The 16,730-nt window shown below is 63.2% G+C and carries 14 protein-coding genes; all 14 read right to left on the minus strand.

Annotated features, from left to right (window positions below; all coding sequences use genetic code 11):
- Positions 1 to 152: 152 nt before the first annotated feature.
- Positions 153 to 896, minus strand: coding sequence for a Bax inhibitor-1/YccA family protein (locus tag CCE89_RS02885; protein ID WP_086436506.1), 744 nt, complete (start codon positions 894 to 896; stop codon positions 153 to 155).
- Positions 897 to 1,005: 109 nt separating this feature from the next.
- Positions 1,006 to 1,803 carry a pyrroline-5-carboxylate reductase family protein gene (locus CCE89_RS02890; protein ID WP_086436507.1) on the minus strand — a complete coding sequence of 266 codons (798 nt, stop codon included), beginning with the start codon at positions 1,801 to 1,803 and terminating at the stop codon, positions 1,006 to 1,008.
- Positions 1,804 to 1,834: 31 nt separating this feature from the next.
- Positions 1,835 to 2,341 (minus strand): type III secretion system chaperone family protein, encoded by a 507-nt coding sequence (locus CCE89_RS02895; RefSeq protein ID WP_086436508.1) that lies wholly within the window; start codon positions 2,339 to 2,341, stop codon positions 1,835 to 1,837.
- Positions 2,342 to 2,483: 142 nt separating this feature from the next.
- On the minus strand, positions 2,484 to 4,109 hold the full coding sequence (locus tag CCE89_RS02900; protein ID WP_234989911.1) for an SPOR domain-containing protein: 1,626 nt from the start codon (positions 4,107 to 4,109) through the stop codon (positions 2,484 to 2,486).
- Between the two features lie 157 nt (positions 4,110 to 4,266).
- Positions 4,267 to 6,033 carry a cell division protein FtsZ gene (ftsZ, locus tag CCE89_RS02905; RefSeq protein WP_086436510.1) on the minus strand — a complete coding sequence of 589 codons (1,767 nt, stop codon included), beginning with the start codon at positions 6,031 to 6,033 and terminating at the stop codon, positions 4,267 to 4,269.
- Between the two features lie 148 nt (positions 6,034 to 6,181).
- Complete coding sequence (gene ftsA, locus CCE89_RS02910; RefSeq protein WP_086436511.1) at positions 6,182 to 7,462, minus strand: cell division protein FtsA; 1,281 nt, start codon at positions 7,460 to 7,462, stop codon at positions 6,182 to 6,184.
- Positions 7,462 to 8,370, minus strand: a complete 909-nt coding sequence (locus CCE89_RS02915; protein WP_086436512.1) for a cell division protein FtsQ/DivIB — start codon at positions 8,368 to 8,370, stop codon at positions 7,462 to 7,464. The genes ftsA and CCE89_RS02915 overlap by 1 nt, the downstream gene beginning before the upstream one ends.
- Positions 8,357 to 9,343, minus strand: coding sequence for a D-alanine--D-alanine ligase (locus CCE89_RS02920; protein WP_086436513.1), 987 nt, complete (start codon positions 9,341 to 9,343; stop codon positions 8,357 to 8,359). The genes CCE89_RS02915 and CCE89_RS02920 overlap by 14 nt, the downstream gene beginning before the upstream one ends.
- Before the next feature lie 10 nt (positions 9,344 to 9,353).
- Positions 9,354 to 10,325: a UDP-N-acetylmuramate dehydrogenase gene (murB, locus tag CCE89_RS02925; RefSeq protein ID WP_086436514.1), complete on the minus strand. Its 972-nt coding sequence runs from the start codon at positions 10,323 to 10,325 to the stop codon at positions 9,354 to 9,356.
- Positions 10,322 to 11,755 carry a UDP-N-acetylmuramate--L-alanine ligase gene (gene murC, locus CCE89_RS02930; RefSeq protein WP_086436515.1) on the minus strand — a complete coding sequence of 478 codons (1,434 nt, stop codon included), beginning with the start codon at positions 11,753 to 11,755 and terminating at the stop codon, positions 10,322 to 10,324. Before murC ends, murB begins: the two co-directional genes overlap by 4 nt.
- A complete protein-coding gene (gene murG, locus CCE89_RS02935) occupies positions 11,752 to 13,038 on the minus strand; it encodes an undecaprenyldiphospho-muramoylpentapeptide beta-N-acetylglucosaminyltransferase (protein ID WP_086436516.1) in 1,287 nt (428 codons plus the stop codon). The genes murC and murG overlap by 4 nt, the downstream gene beginning before the upstream one ends.
- Positions 13,035 to 14,261, minus strand: coding sequence for an FtsW/RodA/SpoVE family cell cycle protein (locus tag CCE89_RS02940; RefSeq protein ID WP_086436517.1), 1,227 nt, complete (start codon positions 14,259 to 14,261; stop codon positions 13,035 to 13,037). The genes murG and CCE89_RS02940 overlap by 4 nt, the downstream gene beginning before the upstream one ends.
- On the minus strand, positions 14,258 to 15,634 hold the full coding sequence (murD, locus tag CCE89_RS02945; RefSeq protein ID WP_086436518.1) for a UDP-N-acetylmuramoyl-L-alanine--D-glutamate ligase: 1,377 nt from the start codon (positions 15,632 to 15,634) through the stop codon (positions 14,258 to 14,260). Before murD ends, CCE89_RS02940 begins: the two co-directional genes overlap by 4 nt.
- Before the next feature lie 10 nt (positions 15,635 to 15,644).
- Positions 15,645 to 16,715, minus strand: a complete 1,071-nt coding sequence (mraY, locus tag CCE89_RS02950; protein WP_086436519.1) for a phospho-N-acetylmuramoyl-pentapeptide-transferase — start codon at positions 16,713 to 16,715, stop codon at positions 15,645 to 15,647.
- Positions 16,716 to 16,730: the final 15 nt, after the last annotated feature.

A 16,730-nucleotide genomic window follows, 5' to 3' on the forward strand; every position in this document is an offset into this window, starting at 1 on the left:
ACTCGACCCATTGGGGCAGCATGCCATAGCGAGCATTGCCCCGTGATTAAGCGAGGGCCTAGAACCATTGGCCGACAAAGAAAATGCCCGGAAAGCACGTGGCCTTCCGGGCATCGATAGAATGACTCTTATGTGCGATTACCGGTGCGCGATCACTCGCGCGAACCCATGAAGCGCAGCAGGAAGAGGAACATGTTGATGAAGTCGAGGTACAGACTCAGCGCACCGAGGATGACGGCCTTTCCGGCAAACTCGGTACCGCGATAATAGCTGTACTCGTTCTTCAGGCGCTGCGTGTCATATGCGGTCAGACCGGCGAAGATCAGCACGCCGATGAAGCCGACCGCGTAATACAGCGCAGGCGACTGGAGCCACATGTTGAGCAAGCTGGCGACGATCAGGCCAATTACACCCATGATGAGGAAGCTGCCCATCGCGGACAGGTTCTTCTTGGTGGTGTAGCCGTACAGGCTAAGCCCGGCGAACGCCGCCGAAGTCGCGAAGAATGTCGCCGCGATCGAACCGCCGGTATAGACGAGGAAGATCGTCGAAAGCGACAGACCCATCAGCACCGCAAAGCCCCAGAACATCATCTGCAGCGTCGATTTGCTGAACTTGTTCGCGCCGAAGCTCATCGCGAAAACGACAGCAAGCGGCGAAAGCGCCACCAGCCACATCAGCGGGCCGCTGGCAAATTGCACGGCGAGGCCCGAACGCGCGGTCAGCAGCGCGACGATGCCGGTAAGCAGCACGCCCGAGGTCATGTAATTGTAGATCGAGAGCATGTGCTTGCGCAGACCCTCGTCGAATGTCACGCCCCCGGCGAGCTCTCCGCCGGTGCGCGGAACCGAGCCGAAACCCTGCTGGGTCCGCTGGGTATCGTTCCAATCAGCCATTGTGTTGTCCACTCCAAATAGCGGGCGCAAAACCAGCGCCGTTGATTGGCAATATCGGGATTTTGGCGAGTATTTTCAAGAGAAACCGGATTGCATTCCTTGCAACCGATTAACCCTCGCCGCGCGCCTTCGCAGCAAGTTCCGAACCCTTGTCCGCCGTGGCCTTCAGCATGGAAACTAGCAGCTTTTCCAATGCCTTGTCATCGTCGAGCACATTCATGCCCTCGCGCGTCATCCCGCCGGGGCTGGCCACCCGGTCGGCCAATTCGCCGGGCGAATAGGGCGCTTCGGCTGCGAGCGATACGGCGCCCTCGACCATGCCCAGCGCCAGCCGGTCCGAGAGCCCCTGCTCCAGGCCCAACTGCTGTCCCGCGGCGGACAACGCATCGATGAAGCGATAAACGAAGGCCGGACCTGATCCCGAGAGAGCCGTGGCAAGGTCGAAATGCTCTTCGCCGCCCAGCCACTCGGCACTTCCGAGCATATCGGCGAGGCGGGTGACGTCTTCACGCTGGCCGTCCGACAGCCCGCGCGCAGCCAGCAGATTGGGTGACTTGCCCAGCGCGACCGCGAGATTGGGCATGAAGCGCACCCAGCCGCCGGCTTCGGGAAAGGCCGAAGCGATCGTGTCCAGTTCCAGCCCTGCCAGGATAGAAAGCACCACGGTTTCCGGACCGATGCAGGGCTGCATTTCCGGCGCGATGTCGCCCAGCATATGCGGCTTGAAGCCCAGCAGGACCGCATCGAAGTGGCGCTCGGGCACCTCGGTCGTCAGCGTGACGCCCTCGGCGACCTCCTTTTCACGGGGATTGAACGCGATGATGCGCGCCGGGTCCATCCCTGCGCGCAACCAGCCCTCGACCATTGCCGAGGCCATCTTTCCATAACCATAAACGAGAATATCCATGCCCGCCCTCCTACAGAAGGCGCAGAATGGCTCAAGCCTCTCCGGCGGCGTCGACCATGGCGCTTTCGAGCGCGGCGCGCGGATCCTTGTCACCCCACAGCACGAACTGGAATGCCGGATAGAAGCGGTCGCACTCCTCGATCGCGGTCTCGGCCAACGCCTGCGCCTGGGCGATACTCAGCAAGCCTTCGTCACCCAGCAAGGCGCCATGACGATAAAGCAACATGTCGCCATTCGACCAGATGTCGAAGTGACCGAGCCACATCTGCTCGTTGACCAGCGAGAGCAACTCATACGCATCGCCGCGCTTCTCTTTCGCCACCCGGATGTCGGGCAGGCACAGCAACTGCAGAACGTTATCCTCTCCGCGCCAGATCGCGCGCAGCTGGTACTTGGCCCAGCTGCCCTGCACTTCGCCCGAAACCTCTTCGTCGGAGATCATCTCGCACGGCCAGCCACGCGCTTCGAACAGCGCGGTCAGCATTTCGATCGGCGCGGCATCGTTGTCCGCGGTGTACTGCTGTTCGCGCAGTCTCATGAAAGGGGGCTTTCGATTTGCATTGATTGACGAGATGCATCGACCCGAGCCTTCAGCGCAATGGGACAACCGGCGGCGGCTGGGGAGAACCGATCTGGCTTGTTCAAAGCCTGTGTAAAGATGGTAATCGAAACCGGCTAAATTACTGAAGTACGGTAATTTCTTCGCCTTCCGGGCTGGTATAGGTGAAGCTGTCGAGCCCTTCCGCCTTGAGCGCGGTAACGAGATCGCGCGCCGCCTTGTCGGAGGACACTGGCCCTGCAAGGAGGCGATTGGCCTGACCCCAGGTCACCACGTGCGGCTCGAAGTCGCCGAGCAGATCCGGTGCCTTGCGAGCGAATCGCCGCCAGTCGAATCGCAAAGCCGAACGGTCACGCCCTGTCGCCACCTGTACCCAGTAGCGACTGGGATGCTTGGGCGGTTCGGGCTTCGCCGGCTGCTTGGGTTCGGGCGGCGCTTCACGCGGCACCTCTATCGACGTGATATCGACCGCGCCTGCCCTCGCACGGGAAGAACCGGAGCCGGTTGATGAGGCGAGTCCCGAAAATGCATCGGCGACGCTTTGGCGCCGCTCGACGACCGGTTGGGTCTGGGGTTGCGCTTGGATCTGCGTCGACTGCTGCTGATTCGCGCTATCGACGCGCGCAAGATCGAAGGTCGAGACCGACGGGCGCGGCGTGTCAGACTGCGAGGGCGTATCGGTCTGTTCGCGGGCAACGGCGGCGAGGCGACTGTCCTGCGCCACGGCGGGTAGCTCGCTCCGGGATGATGTCGCCGCCGGCGCTGCCGGTGTGGTTGAGCCGGAGGTTACTGCGTTCGAGGTCGCTCGTCCTGGACCTGCACCTTCCCGTTGAGGCCGGGAGGCGGTTCGCCGCGAGCGGGTGCTGTCGCCACCATTGGTCTTGCGGGTGTCGCTCGCCGAGGAATTGAGCGGCGCGCCTTGCGGAGCGAGGCGATCCGCCGCTCGCGATGCGGCCGGGGCGGCCGAACTCGCATATTGCGCAATGCGCGGATCATCCCGGCCGATGGCGGCAGCGCGGGGAAAAATACCGAGATTTGCAGCTGCTGCCTGCTGCGACCTGGTCAGCCGCGGCATATAGGCAAGATAAGGCGCTATGCGGCTGGCCAGATCCTTCGGCATCACGGCATTGGCAATGGAACTCGCCTCATCCACGTCACCGAGAATGGCGAGGCCGAACGCCCGCGCGCGATAGGCCGCCAGGTTCTGCTTCTGAAGCAAGGGCAGGAGAGTCTGTTCGAAGCCCTCCCGATCGCCCGCGATAGCCTGGCTGATGGCGAGCCGCTGCGTGGTTTCAGGATCCTCTCTCCGGCTCAGCACCGCGCGATAGCTTGCTTGCGCTTCTTCATTATTGCCGACCAGATCGTAAGCGAGCGCCCGCTCTGCTTCGACCTCTTCGGCGCTAGCCCCGGCCTGTTCGGCCTCCGCAAAAAGGCGAAGTGCGTCGATCGGGCGATCGGAGCGCACCATGACCGCCGCCATTCCCATCTTCGCCCGGGCATTGTTCGGCGAAAGTTCCAGGGCGCGGCCGAAAAAGCCCATCGACGCGTCGAGGTCGCCGACCTTGAGCGATGCCGTACCAGCATCGACGAGCGCGCTAACGTCACGCGAATTGCGCGCGAGCCGCGAAAGCGCAGAGTTCAGGCTCTGGACTTCAGGAGTCGGCGTCGGCTGAACGACTTCCCGCGAAACCGAACCATCAGATTGTGCCAGTGCGGCGGCCGGCACAATCGCTAGAACGCCGGCCATCGCAGCTATGGATGCGAAACGCGCGCAGGCATTGCCGCGGAAAGAAGGCCTGGATTGAGTCACGAATCCGAAATGGGGCATCTTGACGCGAGTTGCTACAGGAAGCCGCCTTAATCCGGGACGAACGGACCGTCCGCCCTGTCGACCCGCGCGCCTGTTACTGGTTGTTCTGCCGTCCAAGGAAGCGCGGAATGCTGAGCGAGGGGCTGTTCGCCTCTTCTTCATCCTCTTCCTCATCATCTTCGCGATCCATGCTCGACCCGCGCGAGAGGTTGGCCATGCGTTCGAACAGCGTGCTCCCGGTTGGCGCTCCACCCGAACTTCCGCCACTGCTACCACCGCCCGAGCTGTCGGAGGTGCCAGTGGCATCCTCACTCGCGCTCCCGCCGAGCAAACCGCGACGGCGACCGCCAGCGGGCTGAATCGGCTGGTCCTCGGCGGCAAGGCGGTCTGCATCGCCAAGCAGATCGTCCTGGGCGGGAGTTGCCTCGCCACCGCCTGACGACATGTCGGACGTCAGATCGAGTGTATCGCCATTGCCCGCATCGTCGGAAAAGCCTTCGTTCTCTGCCGGGGCAGCATAGGTGCTGTCATCGGCAGGGTCGGCCATGCCGCTGTCGCCGAAGTCATCGTCCTCTGCGTTGCGGAGACCGGCGAGCGGATCGACAATGCCGTCGACATCGTCATCCTCGTCCTCTTCTTCGCCCATGTCGTCACCGGCCTGCATGCCGGTGAGATCGAACGGCTGATCTTCCGCTTCGTCCGCGGACCCGGGTTCGTGAGCGGACTCGTAGGAAGCCGGTTCGTGATCTGCCTGTGCAGCGAGTTCAAGCGGCTCGTCGGAGCTGTCCGGCTCGTCGGTCGCTTCGCTTTCCGATGGCAATTCCAGCACAGGGCGCTTGGGCGCGCGCGAGCCACCGAGCGAAACGGGCGCGCTGTGGCTCATTTCGCCTGAGGCACTGGCTTCTATACCGGTCGCAACGACCGACACGCGAATGGTCCCGTCGAGATCGGGGTTGAAGGCCGAACCCCAGATGATGTTGGCATCTTCGTCGACCAGTTCGCGAATGTGATTTGCCGCCTCGTCCACTTCGAGCAGGCGCATGTCCTCGCCGCCGATGATCGAGATGATGACACCCTTGGCGCCCTGCATGCTGACCCCATCAAGCAGCGGGTTGGCGATCGCGCGTTCCGCAGCTTCGAGCGCGCGGTTCTCGCCTTCGCCTTCGCCGGTGCCCATCATGGCCTTGCCCATTTCGCTCATCACCGAACGCACGTCGGCAAAGTCCAGGTTGATGAGGCCCGGCATCACCATGAGATCGGTGATCGAGCGGACGCCCTGCTGCAGCACTTCATCGGCGAGCTGGAAAGCTTCCTTGAAGGTGGTCTCCGCCTTGGCGACCAGGAACAGGTTCTGGTTGGGAATGACGATCAGCGTATCGACGTGCTTCTGCAGCTCGTCGATGCCCGATTCCGCAGCGCGCATCCGGCGCGTGCCTTCGAACAGGAACGGCTTGGTCACGACGCCGACCGTCAGTACGCCCTTGCGCCGTGCAGCCTCTGCGATGACGGGCGCTGCGCCGGTTCCGGTGCCGCCGCCCATGCCAGCCGCGATGAAGACCATGTTCACGCCTTCGAGCGCGTCCTCGATCTCGGCCACGGTTTCCTCGGCCGCTGCCTTGCCCACTTCGGGCCGTGCGCCGGCACCCAGGCCGCCGGTGATATCGGGGCCGAGCTGGATACGCTTCTCCGCCGCCGAATTGCTGAGCGCCTGCGCATCGGTATTGGCCACGATGAAATCCACGCCTTCGATCTCGGCGTCGATCATGTTCGCGATCGCATTGCCGCCCGCACCGCCGATCCCGATGACCGTGATCTTCGGCCTCATGTCTTCAGTCGCTGCCGGTCCGATATTGATGCTCATTTACTCGTCCTCCGGGCGCAACAGGCCCCAGTTAATTCGGCGTTACTCTGGCACAGATGCTTTGCGCCGTTGATACCGCCTAATCCCTTATCCACAGTGGTTAAAATACTCTGTTCTCTCAATACAGACCCATAAAGGCGCGATCGGTTCAAAAATACTCCTTCAGCGCCCTGAAAACACGACTCAGCGCCTTGCTGCCACTGTAGCTGAAACTTTGCTGGTAACTGGGACCGATCGAGCGGATGTCGACCGGATCTTCCGCCGCGTAAAGGCACAGGCCAGCCAGCGTCGCAAATCCCGGAGTCGAATGCGCCTCTGGCAGGCCGGTCAGCGAAGGCGGGCGACCGACCCGCACCGGCATACCGAGCGCGCTTTGCATATAGTCGGCCAGCCCCGCCAATTCGGCACCGCCGCCGGTGAGCACGACCTGCCCGCCATTCGCGCCGGAGAAGCCCATTCCCTTGAGCGCGCGATGAATTTCGGTGCTCAGGCCTGAAAGCTTGCCGGTCACGATAGAAACCAGTTCGGCCCGGGCGATCCGGTTGTTGTCATCGGCACCGCGCGCCACTGCGGTCACAGCATCATCCCCGGGACCGTGGATCGGCACCATTTCGCGGTGATCGCTCGGGCTGGAAATCGCCGAGCCTGCGACGCATTTGAGCCGCTCCGCCTGAAAGCGCCGGATGCCGATGGCGGAGGCGATCGCGTCGGTAATGTCCGAAGACCCGAAATTGAGCGCCTCGAGCCCCAGCAGCATGCCGCCGGCATAAACCGCGACATTGGTGACATCTCCGCCAATCTCGACCATCGCCACGCCGAGATCGCGCTCTTCTTCCGAGAGACAGGCAAGCCCTGCGGCAAGCGGCGCTGCGACGACCGCCTCGACCTCCAGATGGGCATTCTGAACCGCCTCGGTGAGATTGCGGACAGGTGCTCCATCGGCGAGCATTACGTGGACGTCGACACCAAGGCGCTCTGCATGCAGGCCCTTGGGATTGGCAACTCCATGCGCGCCGTCGAGCGTGAAATGTGCAGGTTGCGCATGAAGCACCATGCGCCCGTTCGGCTGGAGGCTGTCCCGCGCCGCACCGAGCAGGTGATCGATATCCTCCTCCTCGATCCGCCTTCCGCCGATCTCGATATCGACGGTCGAAACCTCGCTATTGAGGCCCGCGCCGCTGCAGCCGATCCAGACGCTCTGAACGCTGGTTCCGGCGTTTTTCTCGGCCCGCTCCACCGCATCGCGAATGGCATAGGTCGCCGCCGCCATATCGGTGACATAGCCACGCTTTATGCCCTGGCTGGCGCGGTGGCCGCTGCCCAGCACCTGCAGTTCGCCGCTTTCGTTGATCCCCATGATCATCGCCGAAATGCGGAATGAGCCGGTATTAACCGCCCCGATCACCTTGCTGTAACGGGTGGTTGCCATCAGTGTGCCTCCCCCTCGCCCAGCACCTGTTCGGCGCGACCCGGAATGCGCATGTAGAGGCGCGGCGGTGCGCGCATATCGAATGTCGCTACCTTGCCGCCGAGCAAGCGGTTCTGGCCGTCTACCCGCGCGAACTTGATCAGCGCGGTGGCCGCTTCCTCATCGCCTTGCGGCAAGGCCAATATCTGTCCGGTCTTGAAGGTCAGGTTCCAGCGCCGGTTGCCAACCCATTCGGCGGCCTTCACTTGCGAACGCAGCGCCGGTGCCGCTTCGAGCACGCTGTCGAGTGCAGCCACCTGCCGCGCCGCCCCCGGCCCCGAAATCTGCAGCATGTCCTTTGCGCGCTCAGCCGATACCGGCTCCAGTTCCACACCTTCGCCATCGATCAGCATCAGCCGGTCGGGCTTTTCGAGGACGGCATGCGGCTCCCGCTCGACGATATCGATGGCGAGCGTCGCGGGCAATTGGCGCGAGACCCGCGCATCTTTGACCCAGGCCATTTCGAGCAGCCCTTCGCGCAGCTCCTCGAGATCGACCAACGGCATGGGTTCTTCGCGATGCTGCGAGAACACCCGCTCATACACCGCCATCTCGTTCATTCGCTCGACGCCCGACACGCGCACGTGCTTCACCTCGAAACCGGCATCGGAGGCAAGGTTCGCGACCTGCGCCTGCGCCATCGCGGGAACGCCAGCGAGCGTTGCGACGAACCACGCGAGCGCAACCCCGCCGCCCAAAATGATGGCTAGGAAAATCCGCTGCAGCTGCTCCTCGGTGAAGGGCAGCAGCGCCATCGCGCCATCGAGAAAGCCGCTCGTCTTCGCCTTCGCCTTGCGCGCGGTATTGGCGCGGCTGTTCGCTTTCGCAGCGCGGCGAACCCCCTTCGATCCGCGCTTAATCGTCGCCATTGCTACCCCCCTCGAGCTTTTCCGGAGCGAAGCGGCGCAGCGCATCGGCCACGATCGCTTCGACCAGGTCCGCATACTCCATGCCCGCATGCTTCGCCTGCTCGGGCACGAGGCTCAATGGCGTCATGCCGGGCTGCGTATTGGTTTCGAGCACGAACAGGCCATCTTCGCCCTGTTCATCGTCCCAGCGAAAGTCGGTGCGGCTTGTGCCCTTGCATCCGAGCGCCTGATGCGCGCGAAGGGCATAGTCCTCGCACAGCGCGGCGATCTCGGCAGGGATTTTCGCCGGGCAGACGTGTTCGGTCTTTCCGTCTGTGTATTTGTTCTCGTAATCGTAGAAACCCGATTTCACGATCAGTTCGGTCACGCCAAGCGCGCGGGGTCCATCGGGCGTGTCGATGACCGCCGTCGTCATCTCGCGCCCCTTGATGAAGGGTTCGGCGAGCAACTGTCGGAACTCCTGCCACGGGCCGGCGACATCGCGCCCGATCGGGTTGCCGTAATTGCTGTCGTCGGTGACGATCGCGACGCCGACCGAGGAGCCTTCATTGACCGGTTTAAGGACATAGGGCCGCGCGATCGGGTCCCGTTCGAAAAGCTCTTCCGACTTCACGATCCGCCCGCCCGGCATCGGAATGCCCTTGGGCACCAGTGCCTGCTTGGTCAGTTCCTTGTCGATCGCGATGACCGAGGTCGCGAGGCCGGAATGCGTATATGGCACGCCCATCAGATCGAGCATGCCCTGCACCGTGCCGTCTTCACCCGGCACGCCGTGAAGCGCGTTGAAGACAACATCGGGCGCCGCCTCGGCAATGCGCGCGGCGACCTGGCGATCCATGTCGATCCGCGTGACCTGATGCCCGCGGCTTTCGAGCGCGTCGGCAACGCCCTTGCCGCTCATCAGGGAGACTTCGCGCTCATGCGCCCAGCCGCCCATCAGGACGGCGACGTGTAGCTTGGGGAGGCTTGCCATATGCATGTTCCTAAGGCCGCCCCACGCGTTGAATTTCCCATTCGAGTTGAACGCCCGATTTCTTGTAAACCCGGCGTTTCACTTCCTCGCCCAGCCCCTCGATGTCGGCGCTGGTCGCATCCCCTGTATTGATGAGGAAATTGGTGTGCTTCTCCGAAACCTGCGCGCCGCCCATCCTCAGGCCGCGACATCCGGCTTCATCGACCAGCTGCCACGCCTTCTGGCCCGGCGGGTTCTTGAAAGTCGATCCGCCGGTCTTGGTGCGCAGCGGCTGCGAGTCCTCGCGCGCCTGCGCAATGCGGTCCATCTCGGCACCGATTTCTTGCGGATCGCCGGGCGTGCCCTGGAACCTCGCTGAAACGACCACCGCGCCATCGGGCAAGGCCGAATGGCGGTAGCTGTATTGCAGATCGCTCACCGGAAGGGTGACGAGTTCGCCCCCCGGCAGGATCACGTCGCAATCGATCAGGATGTCGGACACCTCGCGGCCATAGGCCCCGCCGTTCATCCGCACGAAGCCGCCGACCGTGCCGGGAATGCCGCGCAGGAATTCCAGTCCTGCGATACCGGCATCGCGCGCGGTGGAAGAAACGAGGATACCATGCGCGCCCGCGCCACAGGCGACGACATTGCCTTCACGGATTTCGACTTCGCTGAAAGGCTTGCCGAGCTTGATCACGACGCCCGGCACACCGCCGTCGCGCACGATCATGTTCGAACCAAGGCCCAGCGCCATGACCGGAGTGCCGTCCTCCAGCCGATCGAGAAACTCGCGCAGATCGTCGAGATCGGCGGGTTCGAACAGCCAATCTGCCGCGCCGCCGCTCTTGAACCACACCAGCTTTGCGAGCGGTGCGTTGGGCGTAAGCTTGCCTCGGACATGGCCGGCAGGCACTGGTGCTTCCACCGCGCCGTCGACCGAACAATCGGGCGCAGCCCCGCTATCGGTGAACCATTCATTGTCGGGCTGCGTCATCGTCATGCGGCGCGTTCTTTCGCAATGTTATCGGCAAGGTCGGCAGCCCATTTGGTGATGTCGCCAGCGCCCAGACACACCACGATGTCTCCCGGCCCGATTTCCCCGGCGAGGGTGTTCGCGAGTGCCTCCTGATCGGGAATGGTCGCAGCGGAGCGATGCCCGCGCGACTTGAGCCCGGCGACGAGCGCATCGGCATCGACGCCATCGATCGGGTCCTCACCAGCTGCATAGACCGGTGTGACATAGACCTGGTCGGCTTCGTTGAAGCAGGACTGGAACTCGTCCATCAGATCCTTGAGGCGGGTGTAGCGGTGCGGCTGTGCGACTGCGATCACGCGGCCTTGCCCGCCTGCCTCCGCCGCTTCGCGTGCTGCGCCAAGCACGGCACGAATTTCGACCGGGTGGTGGGCGTAGTCATCGATGATGGTCGCAGCGCCGCCTTCCACAGGTACGGTGCCAACCTTCGTGAACCGCCGCCGGACGCCGCCGAACTGGCCGAACCCGCTGCGGATGACGTCATCGCCGCAGCCCATCTCGATCGAGACCGCGATGGCGGCGAGCGCATTCTGGACATTGTGCCGTCCGGGCATGGGGAGCTTCACGCCTTCGATGCGGCGATCCTCTTCTCCGCGCTGGCGAACGATAACATCGAAGACATTGCCCCCGGCATCGGGCCGCACGTTGACGCCGCAGATGTCGGCCTGGAGCGAAAAGCCATAGGTGATGACCCGCCGGTCGCGCACCTGCCCCACGACGGCCTGCACTTCGGGATGGTCGATGCACATGATCGCCGCGCCGTAGAATGGCACGTTGTGAATGAATTCGACGAAGGCGCGCTTCACCCCGTCGAAATCGCCGTAATGGTCGAGATGCTCGGGATCGATATTGGTGACGACGGCGATGGTCCCGTCGAGCCGCAGGAAACTGCCGTCGCTTTCGTCAGCCTCGACGACCATCCAGTCGGAATCGCCCAGCCGCGCATTCGAACCATACTGTTCGATGATGCCGCCATTGATCACGGTCGGATCGACCCCGCCTGCATCGAGCAGTGCGGCGATCATGCTCGTCGTCGTCGTCTTGCCATGTGTGCCCGCGACCGCGACCGTCGACTTGAGCCGCATGAGTTCTGCCAGCATTTCCGCACGGCGCACCACGGGAATGCGATTTTCCAGCGCATGCGCGACTTCCGGATTGGTCCGCTTTACCGCAGTCGACGTCACGACCACCGCTGCGCCTTCGACATTCTCCTTCGCGTGTCCGATATGGACCGAGATGCCGCGGGCGCGCAGCCGCTCGACGCTCGGGCTTTCCGAAATATCGCTGCCCTGCACCGTGTAGCCGAGGTTGTTCATCACCTCCGCAATTCCTGACATGCCGATACCGCCGATGCCGACGAAGTGGATTACGCCGATGTCTGTGCCGACACCCTTCATTTGTGCATTCCCCGAGTTGCGCCCTGCCCCACGGCTTCGCCCTGGCTTGCCCCGCGCGCATTGTTTCCGCCGACGCGGATCACATCCATCATCTCGGCCCCGCCGAAGCTTTCGACGAGATCGGCGAGGTCCTTCGCCGCATCAGGCCGTCCACAATTCCACGAGGCATGCGCCGCATTGGCGAGCGATTGCGGCTTCTGGGCGAGCGCCATGATCTGACGCGAAATATCCTTGGCGAGTTTCTGGAACGTGTCGGATTGCCGCTTGCGAAGGGCGTTGGCGGCGTCGCTGTCGCCTTCGGGCATCTTGATCGTCGACTGCGGCTGGCGGATCATGCGCGCGCCGCCCGCCTTGACGATCTCGCGCGTGTTGGCCGCCTGGTGATCGTCGGTCGCGATGGGCAGCGGGATCAGGATCGCCGGACGACCGACCGCGGTCAGCTCGGCAATCGTCGAGGCACCGGCGCGCCCGATGAAAAGGTGACAATCGGCGAGGCGCGTTTCCATATCCTCGAAATAGGTGCCGAGTTCAGCGGGAATGTCGTGATTGCGATAGCGGTCGCGAACGCGGTCGAGATCTTCGGGCCGACATTGCTGCGTAACCTGCAGGCGCTGGCGAAGCGCCGGCTGCAGCATGGCCAGACCATCGGGGATTACTTCCGAAAGAATCCGCGCGCCCTGGCTGCCGCCTGTCACGAGTACGCGCAGGATGCCGTCTTCGGTCAGCGGCGGAAAATCCTCCTTGCGGAGGGCAAGCACTTCCGGGCGGACCGGATTGCCGACCAGATGCGTCTTGGAAAGATGCTGTTCCTTGAGCCGTTCGACATCGGGATAGGATGTCGCGATCGCCTGCACGCGCCCAGCCATCAGTCGATTGACCCGGCCCAGCACGGCGTTCTGTTCATGCACGATCGTCGGAATGCCGGCCGAAGTCGACGCGAGCATCGCGGGCATGGCGGGATAGCCGCCGAAGCCGACCACGGCGCTCGGCGCAAAGCTTTCGAAGAGGCGCAGTGCCATGCCGCGCCCTTCCCACAAGGCTTTCACGCCCTTGATCCAGCCGAGCGGGTTCTTGCCGAAGCGGCCCGCCGGAATGACATGTGCAGGGAGGAATTCGGGCTTTCCCGGGATCTCCGCGCCACGCTCGTCGGTGATCAGCGCGACATGATGGCCGCGCCGCTCAAGCTCGGTCGCAAGCGCGAAGGCGGGGATCAGGTGTCCGCCAGTGCCGCCTGCGGCGAGCACGTAGTGCCGCCCCGCGCCATTGGGTGTGTCACCGCTCATCGCTCGTCCTCCTTCTTGCCCAGCATGTCGATCAGGCCGGGCGTTTCGCGCTGGAGGTAGGGATTGCGGCGCGTGATGGCCAGCAACAGTCCGATGGTGAGGCAGACGGCGATTGTGGAAGACCCGCCATAGCTTACCAGCGGCAATGTCATCCCCTTCGATGGGAATAGCTGCAGATTGACGAGAATATTGATGAACGCCTGCCCGCCGACTTGGGCGGCGAGACCGGCGCCTGCGAGCAGGACGAACAGATTGTCCTCGTCGAACAGGCGCAACAATACGCGCAGCAAGATCGCGAGGTAGAGGAGCACGATGACCGCGCACATCAGCAAGCCGAACTCCTCGCCGATTACCGAGAAAATGTAATCGGTATGCGCTTCGGGCAGGTTCATCTTGCGAATGCCGAGCCACAGCCCGCTACCCGTCCAGCCGCCTGCCAGCAGGGTCCGTTCGGCGAGGTCGACCTGGTCGAATGCGGTTCCTCCGCCGAGAAAATCGTCGATCCGGTGGCGGGCGTTGTCATAGAGGAAATAGGCTGCGGTGAGCCCGACCACGCCCGCGCCGACGAGTGCGCTGATCCGCTGCACCGAAACGCCCGAAAGCAGGATCAGCACGAACCACACCCCGCCGAACAGCAGCGTTGCGCCGAGATTGGGCTGAAGCATCAGCAGCGCAGCAACCAGGCCCATGATCCCGGAGACCACGGCCAGCACGGGCATGTTGGGATCGCGCAGTCGCCAGGTCAGCACCCAGGCCAGCAGGATCGCAAAGCCGGGCTTCAGAAACTCGCTCGGCTGGAAGGAGAAACCGATATCAATCCAGCGCACGGAACCGTTTTTCTCTGTGCCGAAAATCGGCACAAGCACGAGGAAGAACAACATGGCTCCGGCCAGTAGAATACCCAGCCTGCGCGCATCGTCGATCCGTAGCAGCGAGCCGAAGAACATCGCGCCGAGGCCAAGGACCTGCCAGACGATATGCTGTTTCAGGAACAGGAACTCGTCGAGCGTGACCTCTGCCGTGGAGAGCCGGTCGGCGCTCGCAGGCGAAGCTGCTGCAACGGCAGCCGTGCCGAGCACCATCAATATGCCGACGAGTCCCAGCAGGACCTTGTCGATCTCGCGCCACCAGATCTTTAGCTCTTCCCGCCAGACCTTACGCCAGTCGCGATTGCGCTGCTGGCTCGCCTTGCGCTTCGAAACATAGATTGGTTGGCTGCTCATACGCTGCCACCTTGCGCAAGAGCAGCCTGAATCTCTTCGGAAGCACCGGTCAACGCGCCGACGACCTGGCGAAAATGCTCTCCGCGCCTCTCGTAGTCCCGGAACTGATCGAAGCTGGCGCAGGCGGGCGATAGGAGGATGACATCACCGGCGCGCGCATTTTCCATCGCTGCGCGTACGGCTTCGCAAAGCAGTTCGGCGCGGGTAACGGGCACGTGAGGCTCAAGCAATTCTGCGAAGCGCGGCCCCGCCTCACCGATAGTGTAAGCATGGGCAATATTGCCAAGGTGCTGCTCGCAAGGGCCGAGTCCGTCTTCCTTGGGCAGACCACCCACGATCCAGTGGATCCGCGGCGCACCGCTATTGATCGCAGGATCGGGCGGGTAGGCGGCAAGTGCAGGTGCGGTGCTATCCGGATTGGTTGCCTTGCTGTCGTTGATGAAAAGCACGCCCTCGTGTTCGGTCACTCGCTCCATCCGGTGCGGCAAGCCGCTGAAGGCCTTGAGCGCAGCTTCCCATTGCGAGCGCCCGACGCCCAGAGCCTCCACCAGCGCGACCGCAACGGTTGCATTCTCAAGGTTGTGAGGCCCCTGCAGACCGAGCCAGTCGGCCTGCATTGCCTCAAGTTCGCTTTCGTCTGCGATCGCCACCTTGCCCGAGGGTCGACGTTGCCGCTCGACCTCGTAGATCGCGCGGGTTGTCGGATCACCGTTACCGAATACCGCGAACTGGCTGACCGATTGCATGGAGAAGAGACGGCCTTTCGAAAAGGCATATTTCTCGAAATTGCCGTCATAGCGGTCGAGATGATCCGGCGTGATGTTGAGCAAGGCCGCTGCATCGCATGCGAGCGAACGCGTGAGGTCAATCTGATAGCTCGACAGTTCGAGCACATAGACCCCGCCTTCCGGCAGGGGCTCCTGCCCAAGGATGGGCAGGCCGATATTGCCGCCCATCAGCGCGGGGATTCCCGCCTCTTTCAGGATGTGATGCACAAGCGCAGTCGTCGTGCTCTTGCCGTTGGTGCCAGTGATGCCGACCACCTTGTGCAGCGGCAGGGCCGCGCGGGCGAGCGCAAACAGCTCGATATCGCCGATCACCGGAACGCCGAAGCGCTCGGCATGCGGCGCAATCGGGTGGGTGTTGAGCGGAACACCGGGCGAGACCACAACGCCGTCGAAACCGGTCAGATCGGCTTCGAGCGGATCGGCGAGCGTCACCCGCCCCTCGAACGGTTCGCGCGCGTTTTCCTGCCGGTCCCACGCAAGCACCTCGGCACCGCTCGCGAGCAAGCTCTCGACCGCCGCTGCGCCGGAGCGCGCGAGACCGAGGACTGCATATTTCTTTCCGGCGAAGGCGGAGGAAGTGATCACGAGACGCCCGTCACCTCAGCTTGAGCGTGGCGAGACCGGCCATGGCGAGGACGATGGAGATGATCCAGAAGCGGATCACGACCTTGCTCTCGCTCCAGCCGAGCTGTTCGAAATGGTGGTGGATCGGCGCCATGCGGAAGATGCGCTTGCCGGTGCGCTTGAACCAGAAGACCTGGATGATGACGCTGGCGGTTTCGGCGACGAACAGGCCACCGACGATCAGCAGCACGATCTCGTGATGGCTGGCAACCGCGACTGCGCCGAGCGCTCCGCCAAGGGCAAGGCTTCCGGTGTCACCCATGAAAACCGCAGCGGGCGGCGCGTTGAACCAGAGGAATGCGAGGCCGCCACCCATGATCGCGGCGCAGAAAATCGCCAACTCGCCAGCGCCGGGGACATGCGGAATGCCGAGATACTCGGAATAATCGACGCGCCCGACGAGATAGGCGATCAGCGCGAATGTGCCCGCCGCGATGATCACCGGCATGATTGCAAGTCCGTCCAGTCCATCCGTCAGGTTCACGGCATTGCCGAAGCCGACAATCAGCGTCGCGGCAAAGAGATAGTAGAAGGGACCAAGCGGGATCGCGACGTTGCTCAGGAATGGCACGTAAAGGTCGGTGTTGACCTGATCGACGATGATATAGGCGGCAGCGCCTGCGATGATGAACTCGAACAGCAGGCGGGTCTTGCCCGATACGCCCTTGTGACTGGCCTTCGTGACCTTGTCATAATCATCCATGAAACCGATCAGGCCGAAGCCTGCGGTGACGGCGAGGCAAGCCCAGACGAAGGGATTGCGCGGGTCCATCCACAAGAGGAGCGAGACGGTCAGCGCGATCAGGATCATCAGACCGCCCATGGTCGGCGTGCCGACCTTGGCCTGGTGCGACTGCGGGCCATCGGCACGGATCGGCTGGCCCTTGCCCTGGCGCACGCGAAGAAGATTGATGAAGCGCGGACCGATGATCAGCCCGAGAAAGAGCGCGGTGATCAGCGTCGCGCCGGCGCGAAAGGTCTGGTAGCGTACGAGATTGAATACGCCTTCAAAACCCAGCCACTCGGCGATCAGATAGAGCATTCAACTGTCCTAGGG

It is taken from the genome of Altererythrobacter xiamenensis, assembly GCF_900177715.1.
Lineage (GTDB): Bacteria > Pseudomonadota > Alphaproteobacteria > Sphingomonadales > Sphingomonadaceae > Erythrobacter > Erythrobacter xiamenensis.